Here is a 17,766-nt window from a genome sequence, read left to right as displayed (position 1 = left end):
GGTCGGTCACGGGAGCATCGTGCCCCGGTCGGTCCAGCGGGCGAGCAGGAGGGCGCCGTCGTGCCCGAGCGCGGTGCCGAGGAGTTCCCGGACGGTCTCGGCCGGCGAGTGGCCCGAGGTCGTCTCGCGGCGGAGGAAATCTGCCAGCCGCGCGTGGTCGGCGGGGTCGGTGCGGGCGTCGCCGAACCCGCCTGGGCGCAGGACCAGCCAGTCCTCCGACCCCAGCACCGCCTGGCCGGTGGCCGGCTCCCCCGCGCCCTTGCCGAGGGGCGGCGCGTCACCGGAGGCGAGCGGTTCGACCGTGCCGTCCACGCGCACCACCACCGACCGGGCCGCCCCGGCGTCGAGGTGGCGCAGCCGCCCCGTGACCAGGTCGACCTCGACGAGGAGCGCCGAGGCGGACGCGCCCGCCCCGCAGTGCCCGCTGATCGCCTCGTCCATGGCGCGGGCCTGCCCGGCCAGGTCGCGGCCCGCGTAGCGGGCGCTGCGGTGGGCGGCCAGGGCGGTGGCCGCGACCAGGCCGCCGCGCTCGCCCTGCCCGGTCGCGTCCAGGACGAGCAGGGTGGCGGTGGTCTCCGACAGGGCGTAGTCGAAGACGCCGCCCGGGTCGGCGGGGTCGACGGCCCCGCTGACCACGAACCCGTTCACCCCGGCGGTCGACGGCGGCAGCAGCGACCACACCAGTTCGCCGGCGACGGTGCGCGGCGACGGCAGCCTGACCCGGTCCGCGGCGTCCCCGTACTGGTCGAGCAGGGTGATCAGGTGCCCGAGCAGCATGGCCAGCCACCGGCACCGGGAGCGCAGGCGGGGGTCGTCGAGGTCGACCGGGCCCTCGGCCTCGACGTCGAGGACGCCCAGTCGTTCCACGCCGTCCAGCAGCGGCACCCACAGCGCGGGGCGGTCCGGGGCCGGCACGATCCGCGTCTCCCGGAAGGCGGTGCCCGCCGGGGTGTCCAGTCCCAGGGGCGTGCGGTCGCCCGGGGCGGGGCCCCACGGGTGCAGGCGGCGCTGCGGGTAGTCGACCAGGTACGCGGTGATCCGCACGCCCAGCACCCTCCCGGCGGCCTCGACCAGCGCGGGCAGCCGGTCGGGCGGGGCCAGCTCGGCGCCTTCGAGCAGCGACACCAGCTCGTCCTGCACCGGTTCGCCCTCGACGGGCGCGGGCGGGACGCCGTCGACCAGGTTGCTGTAGGTGGCGCGGTCGGGCGGGACCAGCTCGTCCAGGCGCTCGTTGACCACGTGGGCGAGGACGTCCCGCTGGAGCCGCGGCAGCGTCCCCAGGCCGTGCAGGTAGGCGTCCACGTCGATGGGGCCCGCGTTGCCGCCCAGGGAGAAGTAGCGCAGCCACAGCGCCTCGACGGTCAGCTCGGCGTGGCGCAGGGCGGCGACGGTGCTCTGCCGCTGTCGTTCGGCGTGCTGATCGGTCATCGTGGTCAGTGCGCTCCCCGGGCGGTCGAGCGCACCAGCCGTTCGGCGGCCTGCCGCACCGTCGTGCGGTCCCGGCGGGCCGACTCGGCCAGGACGAGGAACGCGCCCTCCTCGTCCACGCCGTCGCGGGCCATGATGATGCCCTTGCCGAACGCGATCACCTCGCGTTCCCGCAGGGCCGCCCGGAGCCGGTCGCTGACGCGTCCGGCGTCCTCGGCGGTGCGCGCGTTGACCAGCAGGACGGCGGCCTGCGCGGCGAACATCCCCAACAACCGGGCCTCCCGGTCACCGTAGGCGCCGGGAGCCGACGCGTAGACCTTCATCGCGCCCAGCGCCTCGGAGCCGGCGACCAGCGGCGCGCTGAGCGTCGAGCGCAGACCGACCTCGGCCGCCGCGGGCGACCACCGCGGCCACCGGTCGTCCCGCGCCGTGTCGTCGACGCGCACGACGGTGCGCTCCGCCCAGGCGGTCAGGCACGGCCCCTCGCCCAGCTCGTACTGGAGCGCGTCGGCGCGCTCGACCACGGCGTCGGTCGCCGCGGCGGTCACGCGTTCACCCCGCGGCCCCGCCAGCGTGATGCCGGAACCGGCGGTGGGCGGGAACACCTCCACGGCCAACGAGGTGATCAACCCGAGCGCGGTCCCCACCGTGTCGGTCGACAGCAGCAGGCCCGAGACCCGGGCGAACACCGACGCCAACTCGTCGGCCGGTGACCCCTCAGCCGCCATCCACGTCCCCTGTCCTGATCGTCGCCGCACAGGTGCCTACCCGCCGGTGCGCGGCCCAAACCCGCCCACCGGGCGACCGGCCGGCGCAGGTCGGTCACCGGGGGGCGCGGATCGCGGCGGAACGGGTCAGCCCGCGAGCCGGCCGCGCCCCGGCGCGCCCGCGCCGTCGAGCAGTTGCCCGGCCTGCGCCGCGTACGCCGCGTCGACCAGGACGTCGTAGCTGTCGGCGCGCATCCCCGCCACCGAGGAGAAGTCCCGCCGACCGCCCGTCATCGCGTGCCCGATCATCCCGAGCACCGCGCCCAGGACCGCGCCGAAGACCGCCCCGTACAGGGCGAGCAGCAGGCCCGACACCAGCGGGTCCACCCAGTTGAACAGGCCGAACAGCCAGCCGAACAGGGCGCCGAGCACCGCACCGGACACGGCCGACTGCCCCGCCGCCCGCCCGGTGGTCAGCCGACCGGTGACCTGTTCGAAGCTGCTCAGCCCCCGTCCCACGATCGCGGTGCGCTCCACCGGGAAGCGCTGGTCCGAGAGGTGGTCCACCGCGCGCTCCGCGTCGGCGTAGGTGGGGTAGGAACCGACCACCACCTGCCCCGCCGCGTCCTGCGACCGCGCTGCTGCCTGCTCGTGCCACGACCTGGTCACCGTGCGCCTCCTGACCTCGACGGGACGTGCGTCCGCCGTAGGTCTTCCCGCCGCGTCCTGTTCTAACCGAGCCGCGTGGGGCGGGGTGCGCGGGTCGCGGGAGCCGCCGGGGACGTTTGACGTCACCCGGCGGTGGTACAGCCCGGTCCCGGAGCGAGAGGAGGCCCGACGTGGACGAGCGGACCACCTGTCACGTGTCCACCACCGACCTGGGTGGCGGCATCCCGCTGGTCGGCGTGACCGGCGCCCTGGACGCGACGACGTGCGGGCCGGTCGCGGCCGACCTGGACGCCGTCTTCGAGTCGCACCCCACCGCGGTGGTGCTGGACCTGCGCGCGGTGGACTTCATGGGGTCGGCCGGCATCGCGCTGCTGGTCAACGCCCACCACCGGGCGGGCAGGCTGGAGGTCCCCTTCGCCGTGGTCGCGGACACGCGCGGCGTGCTGCGCCCGCTGGGCATGAGCCAGGTCGACAGGACGCTCGCGCTGCACGCCACGGTGGACGAGGCGGTCGCGGCGCTGCGGCTGGCCTCGGCCTGACCCCGGGGCGCGTCAGCCGACCAGGCCCACCGCCCCGTAGCCGAGGTGGTGCGCCGGGCTGCCCGTGGGGACGTCGACACCGGGGCGGGCGCGCCACTCGGGCATCGGGACCACGCCGGGGTGGACCAGCGCCATCCCCTCCAGCAGCGCCTCGACCTCGACCCGGTCGCGCACGTAGAGCTGGTCGACGACGCCCTTGTACGCGTCGATCATGGCGTGGATCTGCACCTTCGCCTCGCCCTCGGCCCGTTCGTCGGTGAGGTGGGACAGCGCCGCGAAGCTGCCCGGCGCGACGCGGTCGCGGTAGCCCTTCACCATGCCCGACGGGTCCTCGTGGTCGCCCACGAACACCATCACGCCGGTCATCACGAGGCCCAGCGGCCGGTCGAGGTCGATCAGGGCGCGCACGCGCGGGTCGTCGAGCAGCTCGCCGGGGCGGCGGGCGTCGGCGCACACCATCGCCGCGTCCGGGTTGTCCGCCAGCAGGAGCTCGCCGTGGTGGCACGCGACCGGGTCGTGGTCGACGTAGACGACCCTGGCCCCGGGCGAACGGGCCTGCGCGACCTCGTGGGTGTTGCCGGCGGTGGGCAGGCCGGAGCCCAGGTCGAGGAACTGGGTGACGCCCTGGTCCAGCATGAACGCCACGGCCCGGCGCAGGAACCCCCGGTTGAACCGGGCGAGCATGTCCATGCTGGGCAGGGTGGACCTGATGCGGTCCGCGCGGGCGCGGTCGGCGGCCAGGTTGAACGTCCCGCCGAGGTAGTAGTCGTAGATGCGGGCGATGTTGGCGGTCTCGGGGTCGAACACGTCGTGCCTCCTCGGGGAACGGCGGACCGGCCGGCGGCGCCGTGCCGGCCGGTCCGCCGCCTGGTCACGCGGACGGTGCGAGCACGCCGGGCACGGGTTCGGGGGCCCGGTCGCGCCGCCGCAGGGCCGCGGCGAGGGCGCCGAGGAAGGCGAGGCCGCCGAGCACCTGGAGGCTGCCGAGGAACACGATCCCCGCGACCGGCGGGATCACGACGCCCATGCCGATCGGCGTGGGGAACATCAGGGCCGCGGTGGCGACCAGGACCAGCCACGAGGCGAGCACACCCGCCGCGTGGCCCGCGCCGCGCCGCTCCCGCGCCCACCACAGCCACGCGGCCAGGGCCGGCACGACCCAGACCCAGTGCTGCGGCCACGAGATCGGCGAGATGAGCAGCCCGGTGACCGCGCACGCCAGGGCGCCCGCCGCCTCCAGGCCCCGGCGGCTCGCCCACGCCGAGACCAGCAGGCCGGACGCGCCGACGACGAGCGCGAGGAGCAGCCACACCCACTGCGCGCTCAGGAAGCCGGGCAGCTGGGCCAGGACGCCGCGCATCGACTGGATGAACGGCGCGGCGCCGGGCGGCACCATCCGGTCGGTGTCCAGCACGTGCTCGGTCCAGAAGCTCACCGACGCGCCGGGCAGCGCGAGGAACCCGACCACCGCGGTCGCCGCGAACGTCACCGCGGTCACGACGGCGGCCCGGGTGCGGCGGGTGAGCAGGAAGTAGGCGACGAAGATCAGCGGGGTCAGCTTGATGCCCGCCGCGATGCCGATGGCGACGCCCTGGAAGCGACCCGGCCGCCGGGCCAGGTCGAGGAGGCACAGGAGCATCAGGAAGACGTTGACCTGGCCGAAGCCCAGCAGGTAGAGCACCGGCGTGGTGGGGATGGCGACGGCGGCGGCCAGCACGGCGAACCGGGCGCGCCGCGTCGTCGACGCGGGCGCGAGCAGGCCGAGCGCGAGCCACACCGAGGCGATCAGGGCGACCATCGTGGCGAACGTCCACAGCGCGAACCCGACCTCGACGCTCACCAGCCCCAGCGGGGCCAGGGTCAGCGCGGCGAACGGGGGGTAGAGGAACTGGTAGCCGTCGCCCGTGGCCACCTCGAACGGCGACGCGCCGTCCAGCACCGCCGCGCCGCCGATCCGGAACGCGGCGAAGTCGTTGGCCATGACCGGGAACGGGATGCTGTTCTCGAAGGCGTGCGCGACCACGACGAGCGCGGTCACGGCGAGCGAGAGCGCGACCGCGACGGCAGCCGTGCCGGAGGGGAACCGCGCGCGGGTCGCCCGCGCGGGCTCGGGTGGTGCCGCTGCTGTCGTGGTCATGCCGGGATCTCCTCGGGGTGCGGTGCGACGGGGACGGGTTCCGGGCGCGCCCGGAACACCCACGAGCTGAGCAGGACGAACCGCCCGAGGGTGCCGACGGCGGAGGAGCCGACCAGCACCGCCAGCTCCAGCCAGCGGGACGGGGACTCGACCGCGGAGTGCAGGACGAGCAGCGCGCCGGAGGTGAACCCGCAGTACAGGCCGAACACCACGAGCGCCTGCACGTGGACCCGCACCAGCGGGCCCGACCGGCTGTCGAAGGTGAACCGGCGGTTGGCCTCGGTGTTGAACAGCGTGCTCACGGTGACCGCGACGAGGTTGGCGACCAGCGGCGGCCACCACGTGCGGAACGCGGTGAACAGGCCCAGGGTCATCAGCGTGGCCACCGACCCGACCAGGCAGAACGACAGCAGGTTGCGCATGCGGGGCATCCCCTTCACGGACAGCACGGCATCGGGGTGGATCGGCTGGGGCGCGGGCCGGAACGGCAGGTCCGCGATGCGCGCCGCGCCGGTCGCCTTGGCCCTGGCCAGCCGGACCAGGCCGCGCAGGTTCGTCGCGGCGGTGCCGGTGACGTTCACCCGGCTGTCGACGTCCTCGACCCAGTCCACCGGCACCTCCAGCACGCGCAGGCCGTTGTGCTCGGCCAGCAGCAGCAGTTCGGTGTCGAAGAACCAGGTGTCGTCCTGGACCCGCGCCAGCAGCGGCCGGATCACGTCGGTGCGCGCGGCCTTGAAGCCGCACTGGGCGTCGCGGAAGCGGGTGCGGTGGGTCAGCCGCAGGAGTGCGTTGTAGACGCGGGAGATCAGCTCCCGCTTGGGGCCGCGGACCGTGCGCGCGCCCGGTGCGAGGCGGGAGCCGACGGCGATGTCCGAGTGGCCCGCGACCAGCGACGCCACCAGCGGCAGCAGCGCGTCCAGGCCGGTGGACAGGTCGACGTCCATGTAGACGACCACGTCGGCCCGGCTGCGCGCCCACGCCGTGCGCACCGCGCGGCCCTTGCCCCGGACGTCCAGGCTGAGCACCCGCACGCCGCGCCACCGCCGGGCGAGTCCTCTCGCGACGGCGGCCGTGCGGTCGGTGCTGGCGTTGTCCACGACGGTGATGACCCAGCCGAACGGCATCCGCTTGGTCAGGTGCTCGTGCAGCACCGCCACGCAGCCGGGCAGGGCCCGCTCCTCGTTGTGGACGGGGACGACGACCTCGACGGTCGCCGTGCCGCGGACCGCGCGGGGGCGCACCGCCCGCACGCGTCTGGAGTGGACCGCGCGCCTCGCCCGCGGGCGGGGCACGCTCCCCCCGGTGGTGTTCCCGTCGTCGGATCGAGGTTCACCAGCAAGCACCCGGCCGCCCATGCGCGCCCCCCTCGCCGCGTCGGAGACACAAGGAGGCTACGACCGCACACCGGCGGCGACCTTCTTCAAAAGTGCGGTTGACACCCCCCGCGGGCGGTGGTAGTTGCACTGCGAAACCACTACGGGGGTCCGCAGGTGGCGGCCGGCGCACCACCGATCGGCGCACCACCGGGCGGGCCGGCGCAGGTCGGGTCGGCGGGTGTCACCCGGTCGGGTGACGGGTCAGCCGGCCCGCTCCACGAGGGCGGCGGCGTAGGCGGCCTCGATGCGGGCCCGCACGGTCGGACCGCCCGGCGACGGCCGGTGCCGCGCCCCCGGGCCGAGGTGCTCCTCGCGCAGCTCGTCCATGAACTCCTCCCACAGCGGGGGGCCGCCGCTGTCGAGCACGCGCATCCGGGCGGCGTACTCGTCGGTCGCCGGCAGGTGCCGCAGCCCCCACGAGCCGAGCTGCACGATCAGCGGGACGAGCTGGATCGCCTGCTCGGTCAGCGAGTAGGTGATCTTCTGCTTGTGCGCGGGGTCGCCGGAGCGGACGAGCAGGCCGTGCTCGACGAGCGAGGTGAGCCGGTCGGACAGGATGTTCGAGGAGATCCGCTCGGGACCGGTCAGCAGCTCGCGGAAGTGCCGGGCGCCGACGAACACGACGTCGCGCAGCACGAGGAGCGTCCAGCGGTCGCCGAGGACCTCCAGCGACAGGTTGACCGGGCACCCCGATCGCACGTCCTTGCGCACGGCGCACTCCAACGCTGTTCCCGAACCGGGCACTCCGGTTGCACTCCTGAACCAGTCTCTCCTACGGTATGACCGATTGCAATACGAGAGCAGTTGGGAGACTCCGATGGGGCCCAGGGCGAACCTTCCCGAAGTGGTGTCGCGCGAGGAGTGGCTCGCCGCCCGCAAGGAGCTGCTGGACAAGGAGAAGGAGCTGACCCTGGCCCAGGACCGCGTCAACGCCGACCGCCGGCGGCTGCCGATGGTGCGCGTCGACAAGGACTACTCGTTCGTCGGACCCGGGGGGAAGGTCGGCCTGGCGGACCTGTTCGAGGGCCGCCCGCAGCTCGTGGTGCACCACCTGATGTGGACCTACCGGGTCGACGGGGACGGTGTCGAGCACCCCGGCGACATCGCCTGCTCCAGCTGCTCCACCATCGCCGACGGCATCCCGAAGCTCACCCAGCTGCACGTCCGCAGCACCACGCTGGTGGGTGTCTCGCGCGCGCCGCACGACAAGATCGAGGCGTTCCGCGAGCGGATGGGCTGGACGTTCCCCTGGTACTCCAGCTGGGGCGACGACTTCAACTACGACTTCCACGCGACCGTGGACGACCGGGTCGCGCCGGTGCTGCTCAACCACCGCACGGAGGAGGAGCTGGCCGAGGCCGGCAAACCGTGGGGCGAGAACATGCGCGGCGAGTGGCCCGGCGTCAGCACCTTCCTGAAGGTGGACGACGAGGTGTTCCACACGTACTCGACGTTCGGCCGCGGCATCGAGCAGTTCATCGGCGGCAACCAGTACCTCGACCTGACCGCGCTCGGCCGGCAGGAGGCGTGGGAGACCCCGAAGGGCCGCGCCGCGCCGCTGGGCCTCCAGGCCGGCGGGCCGGGGATGCGGCTGCCCGACGAGTACGACCTGTTCCGGGCGCGCCCGATCTGACCGGCGTTCGGCACGCCGGGAGAAGCGGGGCCGCCGCCGGACCCCGCACGCTGGTGGGATGCGCATCGCGGAGCTGAGCCGGCGGACGGGCGTGAGCGTGCCGACGATCAAGTTCTACCTGCGCGAGGGCCTGCTCGCGCCGGGCGCGTGCACCGCCCGCAACCAGGCGCGCTACGACGAGGCGCACGAGCGGCGGCTGCGCCTGGTGCGCGCCCTGGTCGAGGTGGGCGGCCTGTCGCTCGCCGCGGTCCGCGAGGTGCTGACCGCGGCGGACGACGGGGTGCCCGCCCTGCTGGGCCGCGTGCGGCGGCAGGCGGTGGCGACGGCGGCGGGAGCGGGCTCGGGCGCCGGCGGCGGGCGGGCGGACGCCGAGGTGGCCCGGCTGATCGCCCGGCGCGGCTGGTCGGTGGACGCCGCCCACCCGGCCGCGCGGGCGCTGGCGCGCGTGCTGGAGACGGCCGCGCTGCTGGGGCACGACGATTTCACCGCGCTGGTCGACCGCTGCGCGTCCGCGTGCGAGGAGCTGGCCGCCGCCGAGGTCGAGTCGCTGGCCGGGCGGTGGACCGGGGCCGACCCCGTCGCGGGCGTGGTGGTCGGCACGGTGCTCGGCGACGCGGCGGTCACCGCCCTGCGCAGGCTGGCCCAGGCCGACGCGTCCCGGCGCGTCTTCGGCGGGGCGGGCTGACCGCGCCCGCCCCGGCCGGGTGTCGCCGGCCGGGGCGGACCCGCGGGCTCAGAGGAACTGCGTGTTCGGCTCCAGCCCGCAGTTCACCCGGCCGAACAGCTCGAAGTTCGTGTCCGGGTGCATGATCGAGTGCAGGCTGGAGGTCTGCACGTCGCGCGCGATGCGCTGGATCGGCACCGTGTGGTGCACCGACGACCCGCCGCTGGCGTTGTTCAGGATGTCCACGGCCTCCTTGGCGCGCAGGCACGTGGCCCCCATGTCCAGGCGCACCTGCACGCGCTCTCGCACCGACCACGGCTCGCCCGGCGCCTTCCCGTCCACCAGGCCCGCCGCGCGGTGCAGGTGGAAACCGGCCTCGTCGACGCGCAGCGCGGCCTTGGCGACCTGCATGTGCGTCAGCGGGGCGTCGGCCTGGTGCTCGTAGTCCGTGTAGGTGATCTTGCGCGTGGGCAGCCGCTCCATGAAGGCCGCGTCGGCGGCGCGGGCCAGGCCGTAGGGCGTCGCGGCGACCACCGCGCACGCCCACGGCATGAACGGCACCTGCCACCGGCGCGACGCCGCGTTCAGCTCCGACAGGTGCCGCCCCTCGGTGAGCAGCGGGATCATCGGCAGGATGCGCGCTTGCGGCACGAACACGTCCTCCGCGACGGTGGACACGCTGCCCGTGCCGCGCATCCCGGAGGTGTGCCAGTCGTCGACGATCTCCAGGTCCTCCATCGGGATCATCACCATGATCGGCTGCGGCTCCTCGCCGTCGGCGGCCAGGACGGCGGCGTGCGCGTTCCAGGTCGCCTGCCGGGCCCCGGTGTTGAACACCCACCTGCCGTTGAGCACGATGCCGCCGTCCACGGGCACGCCGACCGCCGTGGGGCCGAACGTGCCGCTGATCCGGACGTCGCCGTCGCCGAACACCTCGTCCTGCGTGGCGTCCGGGAACAGGCCCGTCAACCAGGTGCTGATGTTCCACACCGTGGCCACCCAGCCGGTCGCGCCGTCGCCCTTGGCGATCTCCGCGAGCACGTCGACCAGGGTGGTCGTGTCGACCTCGTAGCCGCCGTAGCGGGCCGGGAGGGTCAGCCGCAGCAGGCCGGCGTCGCGCAGGGCGGAGACGGTGTCCTCGTGCAGGACGCGGTTCTCCTCCTGCCAGATCGCGTTCTTGCCGAACAGGGGCGCCAGATCCGCCGCCCGGCCGATGAGTTCCTCCCGCGAAGGTGCGGCACTGGTGTCCATGAGCGCTCCGTAACGTGTCCGCCCGACCGGGGCCGGGGCAGGGGGTGTGGGGCGGTCGACCGGGGCGTCGTGCGGTGGGCTGTCCGGTGGGCCGCAGACCGATCGTGGCACCGGGGTGCCGCGCGGCGCTTGTCCCAGCGTGCCCAGTCGCCCGGGTCCCCGGCGACCGTCCACAGCGGACCGGTCGTCAGGTCCCGACCGCGGTCCAGGTGGAGTCCTTCAGGGCCGACCGCTCGACGGCGTCGAGCACGAGCTGGACCTGGAGCGCGTCGGCGAACGACGGGGTCGGGTCCTCCCCCGCCGCCACGGCGGCGATGAAGTCGCGCAGCTCGTGGGTGAAGCTGTGCTCGTAGCCCAGGGCGCAGCCGGACGGCCACCACGCGGACATGTAGGCGTGCTCCGGCTCGGTGGCGAGGATGCGGCGGAAACCGCTCTCGGTCCGCTGCGCGGTGGCGTCGTGGAACTCCAGCTCGTTCAGCCGCTCCAGGTCGAACGCGAGCGAGCCGAGCGAGCCGTTGACCTCCACCCGCAGGGCGTTCTTGCGGCCGGTGGCGAACCGGGTGGCCTCGTAGGTGGCGACCGCGCCGCCGTTCAGCCGGGCCGTGAACAGCACGGCGTCGTCCACCGTGACCGGCCCGAACTCGGGCTTCTCCGGGGTGCTGGTGAGCAGCGGTCGCTCCTTGACGAACGTCTCGGTCAGCGCGCTGACCCCGGTGACCCGCTGACCGGTCACGTACTGGGTCAGGTCGACGATGTGCGCGCCGATGTCGCCGAGCGCGCCGGAGCCCGCCCGGTCCTTCTGCAGCCGCCACAGCAGCGGGACGCCCGGGTCGGCGACCCAGTCCTGGAGGTAGACCGCGCGCACGTGCCGGATCGTGCCGAGCCGGCCGTCGGCGACGAGCTGCCGCATGAGCGCGACGGCCGGGAACCTCCGGTAGTTGTAGCCGCACGCCGAGCGGACGCCCGCCGCGCCCGCCCGGACCGCCGCGTCGGTCATGGCGCGGGCCTCGTCGACGGTGTTGGCCAGCGGCTTCTCGCACAGCACGTGCTTGCCCGCGGCGAGCGCGGCGGTGGAGATCTCGGCGTGCAGGTCGCCGGGGGTGCACACGTCGACGACGTCGATGTCGTCGCGCGCGACCAGCTCGCGCCAGTCGGTCAGGTGCTCCTCCCAGCCCAGGCGGTCGGCCGCCGCGGCGACGTTGCCCTCGTCCCGGCCGCAGATCGCGACGGTGCGGGCGTGCAGCGGGAGGTCGAACACCCGGTTGACCGTCCGCCACGCCAGGGAGTGCGCGGTGCCCATGAACGCGTAGCCCACGAGGCCGATCCGCAGCTCTTTCTTGTCCACGACAGACCCTTTCCCGTGCGGAACCCGGGCGGTCGGTCCGCCCGGGCTCTCGTTGGTGGTGGAAGGGGCGGTGGTGGACGACCCCGGCGCCGCGCGACCCCGGCGGGGGTCGGTCAGCCGGCCGGTGCCGGTTCCGCCGCCCCGGTGGCCGCCGGCCGCTTCAGGCGACCGGTGACCCAGGCGATCGGGATGGTGACGACGCCGAGGGCGATGCCCGCGACCACCGCGCCGGAGGGGCCGGAGCCGCTCAGCGCCATGCCGCCGACGACCGAGCCGAGCGCGATGCCCGCGTTGGCCGCCGAGGCGGGCAACGACGAGGCGAGCTGGCTGCCCGGTCCCGCCAGCTCCAGCACGCGGTACTGGAACGCCGGCACCGCGCCGAGCGCGAACACGCCCCAGGCCAGCAGCGCGAGCACCACCACGAAGGCGATCGAGCCGCCCAGCAGCAGCAGGAGCATCGCGGCGGTCGCGCCGACGCAGCCGACCAGCATGGCGCGCGGCGCGCCGCTGTCGGCGAACCGGCCGCCGCCGAACGAGCCCACCGCGGTGGACACGCCGTAGGCGAGCAGGAACACGCTGAGCACCGCGCCGGAGACGCCGGTGACGCCCTCCAGGAACGGCACCACGTAGGTCAGCGCCGCGTACAGCGAGGCGAACATCAGGAAGCCGAGGCCGAGCACGGCCAGCACGCGCGGGGCGAAGGCGTGCCGCGCCTGGTCGCCCGCGCCGACCGCGTCGGTGGCGGGCAGCGGCGGCACGACCGCGGCGGTGGCCGCGCACGCGACGGCGCTCAGCACGACGATCGCGACGAACGACTCGCGCCACCCCAGCGCCTGGCCGACCAGGGTGCCCAGCGGCACGCCGGCCGCGGCGGACACCGCGAAACCGGAGAACACCACCGAGATGGCCCGGCCCGCGCGCTCCGGCGGCACGACCGCCATGGCCGCCAGGAAGGCGACCGCGACGAACAGGCCGTGCAGCGAGCCGGTGACCGCCCTGGCCACCACGAACGGCGCGAACCCGTCGGTCAGCACCGGGACCAGGTTGCCCAGGGCGAACAGCAGGACCGAGCCGACGAGGACGAGCCGCTTGTCGAACCTGATGGTGAGCGCGGTCAGCAGCGGACCGCCGAGGGCCACGCCCAGCGCGTACGCGGTGACGAGCGTGCCCGCCGCGGGGACGGAGACGCCCAGGTCGTCGGCGATGAGGTTGAGCACGCCGACCATGAGCAGTTCCGCCGAGCCCAGCACGAACGTCCCCAGGAACAGCGTCGCCAGCACGACGTTGCCCCTGCCGTTGCCCGTCACCGTCTGCCGGTCACCCATGTGCACCTTCCTTGACTGCCGTCGAGTCTGGGCGGCGACCCGCGGCGGGAGCACCTTCCACCGTGCTCAGCGGAATCCCGGGACAACCGCTTGCATTTCGCAACCAGTTGTACGGTAGCAGGGCGGTGGTAAACTGCAACCAGCTGGAGGTGGTCATGATCGACGAGCCGCGGTCGGGCTGCCCGGTCAACGCCGCCGTCGAGGTGCTGGGCGACCGGTGGACCCTCATCGTGCTGCGCGACATCATGTTCGCGGACCGCCGCCACTTCCGGGCCCTGCAACGGGAGTCCGAGGAGGGCATCGCCTCCAACATCCTCGCCTCCCGCCTGCGCAACCTGGTCGCGGCCGGCCTGCTCACCCACGACGACGCCGGCGCCGGGCGGCGCGCGACGTACAGCCTCACCGAGGCGGCCATCGAACTGGTGCCCGTGCTGGCCGAGCTGGGCTGGTGGGGCCTGCGGCACCGCCCCACGACGCCGGAGCTGCGGGTGCGGGCCGAGGCGCTGCACGAGGGCGGTCCCCCGATGTGGCGCGAGGTCATGGACGACCTGCGGGAACGCCACCTCGGCGTGGCCACCGCCGACTCCTGAGCCCTCCTCAGCGGGCGAGGTCCCGGTAGGACCCCTCCAGCACGTCCTCCAGCAGGCCGACCTCCCGCGTCGTCCAGCCGAAGACCTCCTCCGCCCGGGACGGGTCGAGCGTGATGGCGCGCTCCAGCACCCCCGCCAGCGGGCCGAACTCCGCCGCCGCCCGCTCCGGCGACAGCGGACCCGGGTCGGCCCCGGTCAGCGCGGCGACGGCCTCGGCCAGGTCCCGCACCCGCGGCAGCGCCCGGGAGGCCGCGTTGACCACCCCGCCGACCGGCCGCTCCAGCGCCGCCAGGTACAGCCGGGCCAGGTCGTCGACGTGCACCGGGGACCACGGGTTCTCCCCCGTGCCCACGTAGGGCGCGGAGCCGGACCGCTGCGCCGCGCCGATCATCGCCTGCACGAGCGCCGACCCGCCGCGGCCGTGCACGAGCCCGCCGCGCAGCACCGTCGCCGTCACGTCCGCGGCGGCGAGCACCTGGCGCTCGCCGTGCAGCTTGAACACCTGCGGCGAGCCCTCGTCGACGGCGTCGCCCTCGGCGGGCGGCCCGCCCACCGCGTCCGGGTAGACCAGGGCGGTGCTCGCGTAGACGAACCCGCGCCCGCCGTCCAGCGCGCCGAGCAGCGCGCCCAGGGCCGGTTCCTCCACGGCGCGCATCGCCGGTTCGGCGTAGTCGACCGCCGCGTGCACCACGGCGTCCGCGCCCGCCGCCGCGTCGCGCAGCACGTCGAGGTCGGCCAGCCCGCCGCGCACGACCTCCGCGCCCAGCGCGCCGACCCGCTCCGCCGCCCGGTCCGACCGGGCGAGCGCGGCGACGTGGTGACCGGCCGCGAGCAGGTGCTCGGCGACCACGCCGCCGACGTAACCGCTCGCCCCGGTGATGAAGACCTTCATGCCGTACTCCCCTTCGTCCTCGGTGCCGCCGCGCGGGAGGGGTGTCCGGACCTCGGCCCGGGCACCCCTCCCGCGGTGGGCTACACGTAGACCGTGTTGGGCTCCAGGCCGCACAGGACGCGGCCGTAGGTCTCGGTGTTGGTGTCCGGGTTGATCAGCGCGTGCAGGTTCACCGCGTTCATGTCGTTGACGATCCGGGGCAGCGGGGTGGCGCGCCCGAAGATGGCGCTGCCGCCGCTGGCCGAGAACAGGATGTCCACCGCCTCCTTCGCGAGCTTGGACGCCTGGCCCCAGTCGACGCGGACCTGCGTGCGCTCCTCCAGCTTCCACGGCTCGCCGTTGAGGCACTTCTCGTCCACCAGGGCGGCGCACCGCTCGGCGTGGAACCGGGCCGCGTCGATCTTCAGGCGCGCGGTGCCGACCTGGAGGTGGGTGATCGGCGCCTCGCTCTGCTTCTCGTAGAACGTGTAGGTGATCTTGCGGTCGGGCAGGCGCTCCAGGAACACCTCTAGCGCGGCCTCGGCCAGCCCGATCGGGGTGCCCGCGCCGGACGCCGCCGCGACCAGCGAGGTCGGCGTGCGGTACATGACCGAGTCCGCGTTCGCCCGGGACAGCGACTGCGGGATCATCGCCGCGGCCATCGGGATGACCCGGTGCTGCGGCACGAACACGTCCTTGGCCAGCGTGGTGATGCTGCCGGTGGCCTTCAGGCCGGAGGTGTGCCAGTCGTCCACCAGCTCCAGGTCGGACATCGGCACCAGGGCCATGATCGGCTCGGGCTCGGCGTCCGGGCGGATCAGGATCGCCGCCACCTCCTGCCAGTGGGCGTGCAGCGCGCCGCTGGCGAACTTCGACGGTCCGTTGAGGACGATGCCGCCGTCCACCGGCGCGGCCATGACGCTGGGCGTGCTGGACCCGCACACCCGGACGTCCTCGGTCGCGAACACCTCGTCCTGGGCCTCGTCGGGGAACATGCCGGTGATGTAGGTCGGGGTCCAGTACACGCTGATCGTCCAGGACAGGGACCCGTCGGCGCGCGCCAGCTGCGCGCCCACGTCCACCAGGGTGCTGGTGTCGACCTCGTACCCGCCGTAGCGCTTGGGGCGGCGCAGCTTGAACAGCCCGGCCTCGGCGAGCAGGTCGATCGCCTCGGGGTGCAGGCGCCGGTTCTCCTCCATCCAGGCCGCCTTCTCGCGGAGGGCGGGCACCAGCTCGGCCACGCGGTTCACCAGTTGCTCTCGCGTCGGACTTTCCACGGTCGGCACCATCGCTTTCGTCGCTCCCAGGACCTAGATGAGGTCGGTGTTGGGCTCCAGGCCGCAGCGGACGCGGCCGTAGAGCTCCAGGTTCGTGTTCGGGTGCAGGACCCCGTGCAGGTTGATGGCCAGGACGTCCCGCTCGATCCGCTGGATCGGCACGCCCGAGTAGATCGAGGACCCGCCGCTGGCGGTCTTGAGGACGTCCACGACCTCCTTGGCGAGCTGGGTGGCCGCGCCCATGTCCACCCGCGACAGGGCCCGCTCCTCCGTGCTCCACGCCTCGCCGGCCAGCACCTTGGTGTCCACCCGCTCGGCCGCGCGGCGCACGTGGAACGCGGCCTCGTCGAGCTTCATCGCCGCCTCCGCCACCTGGAGGTGGGTCAGCGGCGCCTCCTCCTGGCGCTCGTAGCGCGTGAAGGTGATCCTGCGGCCGGGCAGGCGCTCGAAGAACAGGTCCCACGCCGCCCGCGCCACGCCCAGCGCCGGCGCGCTGCCCACCGCGGAGGCCGCCGGCGAGAACGGCGCCCGCCACACCGGCGAGGGCGCGTTGAGCCGTGACCGGTGCTCGCCCGAGGTCAGCACCGGGACCATCCGGACCACCCGCGAGTCCGGGACGAACAGGTCCTCGGCGAGGGTGGTGACGCTGCCGGTGGCCCGCAGGCCCGCGGTGTGCCAGTCGTCGACGACGGTCAGCTCCGAGGCCCGGACGAGGACGGTGACCGGCTCCCGCGCGCCGTCGTCGTGCGCCAGCACGGCGGAGTGGGCGAACCAGCCGCCGTGCAGGACGCCCGAGCAGAACGCCCACTTGCCGTCGAGCCGCACGCCGCCCGCGGTCGGCACGGCCACGCCGGTCGGGCTGACGCTCAGGCCGATGCCCACCCCGCCCATGTCGGGGAAGATCTCGTCCTGCGCCTCGTCCGGGAGCAACCCGGCCAGCCAGCAGCCGTTCATCCACGCGTTGAACACCCAGCCGAGCGACCCGTCACCGCGCGACAGCTCGGCGATGACGTCGACCACGGTGGCCATGTCGGTCTCCAGGCCCCCGTAGCGCGCCGGGACCCGCAGCTTGAGCAGGCCGGCGCCGTCGACCGCCGCCAGCACCTCCGGGTGCAGGCGCCGGTTCTCCTCCATCCACGCGGCGTGCCCGCGGACGAGGCCCACCAGCTCCGCCGCCCGGCGGACGGTGTCCGGCCGCGCCGCCGACTCCGTGATCGTCATCTGCGCTCCTCGGTACGGTGAACTGCACCGACAACTCTGGCGCGGGCCGGTGCCGACCACATCTCCGAGGTTGCCCGACCACCCGGACGGCCCGGGAAGCCGTGCCGACAAAGGAAAAACCCACCGTCCGGAGGGGACGGTGGGCGGTGCCGCGCGTGGTCCGCTACGGCCGGGTGTAGCCGTGCTCCACGATGCCGCGCGCGACGTGGTCGTACTCGGCGGGGTCGTCCGGCACGACCGTGCCGAGGCCGTCGACGTACCGGTTGAACATGCAGAACGCGGCGGCGATGAGCACGGTGTCGTGGATCTCCAGGTCGGTCGCGCCCCGCGCCCGCGCGGCCTCGACGAGGTCGGCGGTCACCTCCTTGCCGGACTTCCGCACCGCGCCCGCGATGTCGAGCAGCGCGCGCAGCTTGCCGCCGATCGGCGCGGTGGCGGGATCGGCGCGCACCAGGCGCACCAGCTCCGCTCCCCCGTCGAGCTGCGCGGCGGCGAACGCCGAGTGCGAGTCGCGGCAGAACGAGCACTCGTTGAGGCCGGACACGTGCGCGGCCACCAGCTCCCGCTCGCCCCGCGACAGGGAACTCGGTCCCCGCAGGAGGACCTCGGCCAGCTCGTTGAGCGGCCCGGCGGTCTCCGGCCGGAACCGGAACAGGCCCGCGATGCCCGGGAACACCGCCTCGTCCACGTCCAGGTGGATGTGCGCCACGGCGCTCACACCCCCCGCACCGGG

At 74.5% G+C, this 17,766-nt stretch carries 18 protein-coding genes; 4 read left to right on the top strand and 14 right to left on the bottom strand.

The annotated features are described in order from the left end of the window. Nucleotides 1–6 precede the first annotated feature (6 nt). From ACR807_RS27035 to ACR807_RS27025, 3 genes are all read right to left on the bottom strand, one after another. Nucleotides 7–1,428, bottom strand: a complete 1,422-nt coding sequence (locus ACR807_RS27035; protein ID WP_438924235.1) for a PP2C family protein-serine/threonine phosphatase — start codon at nt 1,426–1,428, stop codon at nt 7–9. 5 nt (nt 1,429–1,433) lie between these two features. Further along, nucleotides 1,434–2,156, bottom strand: a complete 723-nt coding sequence (locus ACR807_RS27030) for a GAF domain-containing protein (RefSeq protein ID WP_438924234.1) — start codon at nt 2,154–2,156, stop codon at nt 1,434–1,436. A gap of 126 nt (nt 2,157–2,282) precedes the next feature. Continuing rightward, nucleotides 2,283–2,804 (bottom strand): YflT domain-containing protein, encoded by a 522-nt coding sequence (locus tag ACR807_RS27025; protein ID WP_438924233.1) that lies wholly within the window; start codon nt 2,802–2,804, stop codon nt 2,283–2,285. Between the two features lie 170 nt (nt 2,805–2,974). Between ACR807_RS27025 and ACR807_RS27020 the strand changes: the two genes are divergently transcribed. After that, nucleotides 2,975–3,343, top strand: a complete 369-nt coding sequence (locus tag ACR807_RS27020) for an STAS domain-containing protein (RefSeq protein ID WP_438924232.1) — start codon at nt 2,975–2,977, stop codon at nt 3,341–3,343. A 12-nt stretch (nt 3,344–3,355) separates the two neighbouring features. Here the strand turns inward: ACR807_RS27020 and ACR807_RS27015 are convergent, their stop codons facing one another. The 4 genes from ACR807_RS27015 to ACR807_RS27000 all read right to left on the bottom strand — a co-directional run bounded on the left by ACR807_RS27015 (nt 3,356) and on the right by ACR807_RS27000 (nt 7,567). Further along, nucleotides 3,356–4,150: an SAM-dependent methyltransferase gene (locus ACR807_RS27015; protein ID WP_438924231.1), complete on the bottom strand. Its 795-nt coding sequence runs from the start codon at nt 4,148–4,150 to the stop codon at nt 3,356–3,358. 64 nt (nt 4,151–4,214) lie between these two features. Beyond that, complete coding sequence (locus ACR807_RS27010; protein WP_438924230.1) at nt 4,215–5,480, bottom strand: glycosyltransferase 87 family protein; 1,266 nt, start codon at nt 5,478–5,480, stop codon at nt 4,215–4,217. Beyond that, nucleotides 5,477–6,730, bottom strand: a complete 1,254-nt coding sequence (locus ACR807_RS27005) for a bifunctional glycosyltransferase family 2/GtrA family protein (RefSeq protein WP_438924229.1) — start codon at nt 6,728–6,730, stop codon at nt 5,477–5,479. Before ACR807_RS27005 ends, ACR807_RS27010 begins: the two co-directional genes overlap by 4 nt. Before the next feature lie 327 nt (nt 6,731–7,057). Further along, nucleotides 7,058–7,567, bottom strand: coding sequence for a winged helix-turn-helix transcriptional regulator (locus ACR807_RS27000; RefSeq protein ID WP_438924228.1), 510 nt, complete (start codon nt 7,565–7,567; stop codon nt 7,058–7,060). 133 nt (nt 7,568–7,700) lie between these two features. Here ACR807_RS27000 and ACR807_RS26995 point away from each other — a divergent pair, with 133 nt between their 5' ends. Both ACR807_RS26995 and ACR807_RS26990 read left to right on the top strand, forming a co-directional pair. Beyond that, complete coding sequence (locus tag ACR807_RS26995; protein WP_438924227.1) at nt 7,701–8,489, top strand: DUF899 domain-containing protein; 789 nt, start codon at nt 7,701–7,703, stop codon at nt 8,487–8,489. Nucleotides 8,490–8,547: 58 nt separating this feature from the next. Next, entirely contained in the window at nt 8,548–9,174 is a 627-nt protein-coding gene (locus tag ACR807_RS26990; RefSeq protein ID WP_438924226.1) for a MerR family transcriptional regulator, read from the top strand. Between the two features lie 48 nt (nt 9,175–9,222). Here ACR807_RS26990 and ACR807_RS26985 read toward each other — a convergent pair whose 3' ends face one another. From ACR807_RS26985 to ACR807_RS26975, 3 genes are all read right to left on the bottom strand, one after another. Next, the gene (locus ACR807_RS26985) at nt 9,223–10,404 is read right to left on the bottom strand and encodes an acyl-CoA dehydrogenase family protein (RefSeq protein ID WP_438924225.1); all 1,182 of its coding nucleotides are present in this window, start codon (nt 10,402–10,404) and stop codon (nt 9,223–9,225) included. A 187-nt stretch (nt 10,405–10,591) separates the two neighbouring features. After that, complete coding sequence (locus ACR807_RS26980; protein WP_438924224.1) at nt 10,592–11,749, bottom strand: Gfo/Idh/MocA family protein; 1,158 nt, start codon at nt 11,747–11,749, stop codon at nt 10,592–10,594. A 113-nt stretch (nt 11,750–11,862) separates the two neighbouring features. Continuing rightward, nucleotides 11,863–13,074, bottom strand: coding sequence for an MFS transporter (locus ACR807_RS26975; protein ID WP_438924223.1), 1,212 nt, complete (start codon nt 13,072–13,074; stop codon nt 11,863–11,865). A 155-nt stretch (nt 13,075–13,229) separates the two neighbouring features. Here ACR807_RS26975 and ACR807_RS26970 point away from each other — a divergent pair, with 155 nt between their 5' ends. Further along, the gene (locus ACR807_RS26970) at nt 13,230–13,664 is read left to right on the top strand and encodes a winged helix-turn-helix transcriptional regulator (RefSeq protein ID WP_438924222.1); all 435 of its coding nucleotides are present in this window, start codon (nt 13,230–13,232) and stop codon (nt 13,662–13,664) included. A 7-nt stretch (nt 13,665–13,671) separates the two neighbouring features. On the opposite strand, the gene ACR807_RS26965 is transcribed toward ACR807_RS26970, so the two are convergent. From ACR807_RS26965 to ACR807_RS26950, 4 genes are all read right to left on the bottom strand, one after another. After that, on the bottom strand, nt 13,672–14,556 hold the full coding sequence (locus ACR807_RS26965) for an NAD-dependent epimerase/dehydratase family protein (protein WP_438924221.1): 885 nt from the start codon (nt 14,554–14,556) through the stop codon (nt 13,672–13,674). 80 nt (nt 14,557–14,636) lie between these two features. Further along, nucleotides 14,637–15,821 carry an acyl-CoA dehydrogenase family protein gene (locus ACR807_RS26960; RefSeq protein WP_438924220.1) on the bottom strand — a complete coding sequence of 395 codons (1,185 nt, stop codon included), beginning with the start codon at nt 15,819–15,821 and terminating at the stop codon, nt 14,637–14,639. Between the two features lie 24 nt (nt 15,822–15,845). Continuing rightward, nucleotides 15,846–17,033, bottom strand: coding sequence for an acyl-CoA dehydrogenase family protein (locus ACR807_RS26955; protein WP_438924219.1), 1,188 nt, complete (start codon nt 17,031–17,033; stop codon nt 15,846–15,848). A gap of 163 nt (nt 17,034–17,196) precedes the next feature. Then, a complete protein-coding gene (locus ACR807_RS26950) occupies nt 17,197–17,742 on the bottom strand; it encodes a carboxymuconolactone decarboxylase family protein (RefSeq protein WP_438924218.1) in 546 nt (181 codons plus the stop codon). Between the last annotated feature and the right edge of the window lie 24 nt (nt 17,743–17,766).

The sequence above is a fragment of the Saccharothrix sabaoui genome, from assembly GCF_051756985.1.
Lineage (GTDB): Bacteria > Actinomycetota > Actinomycetes > Mycobacteriales > Pseudonocardiaceae > Actinosynnema.
Note: the sequence above shows the minus strand (reverse complement) of the source record. Positions and strands in the feature narration are given on the sequence as shown.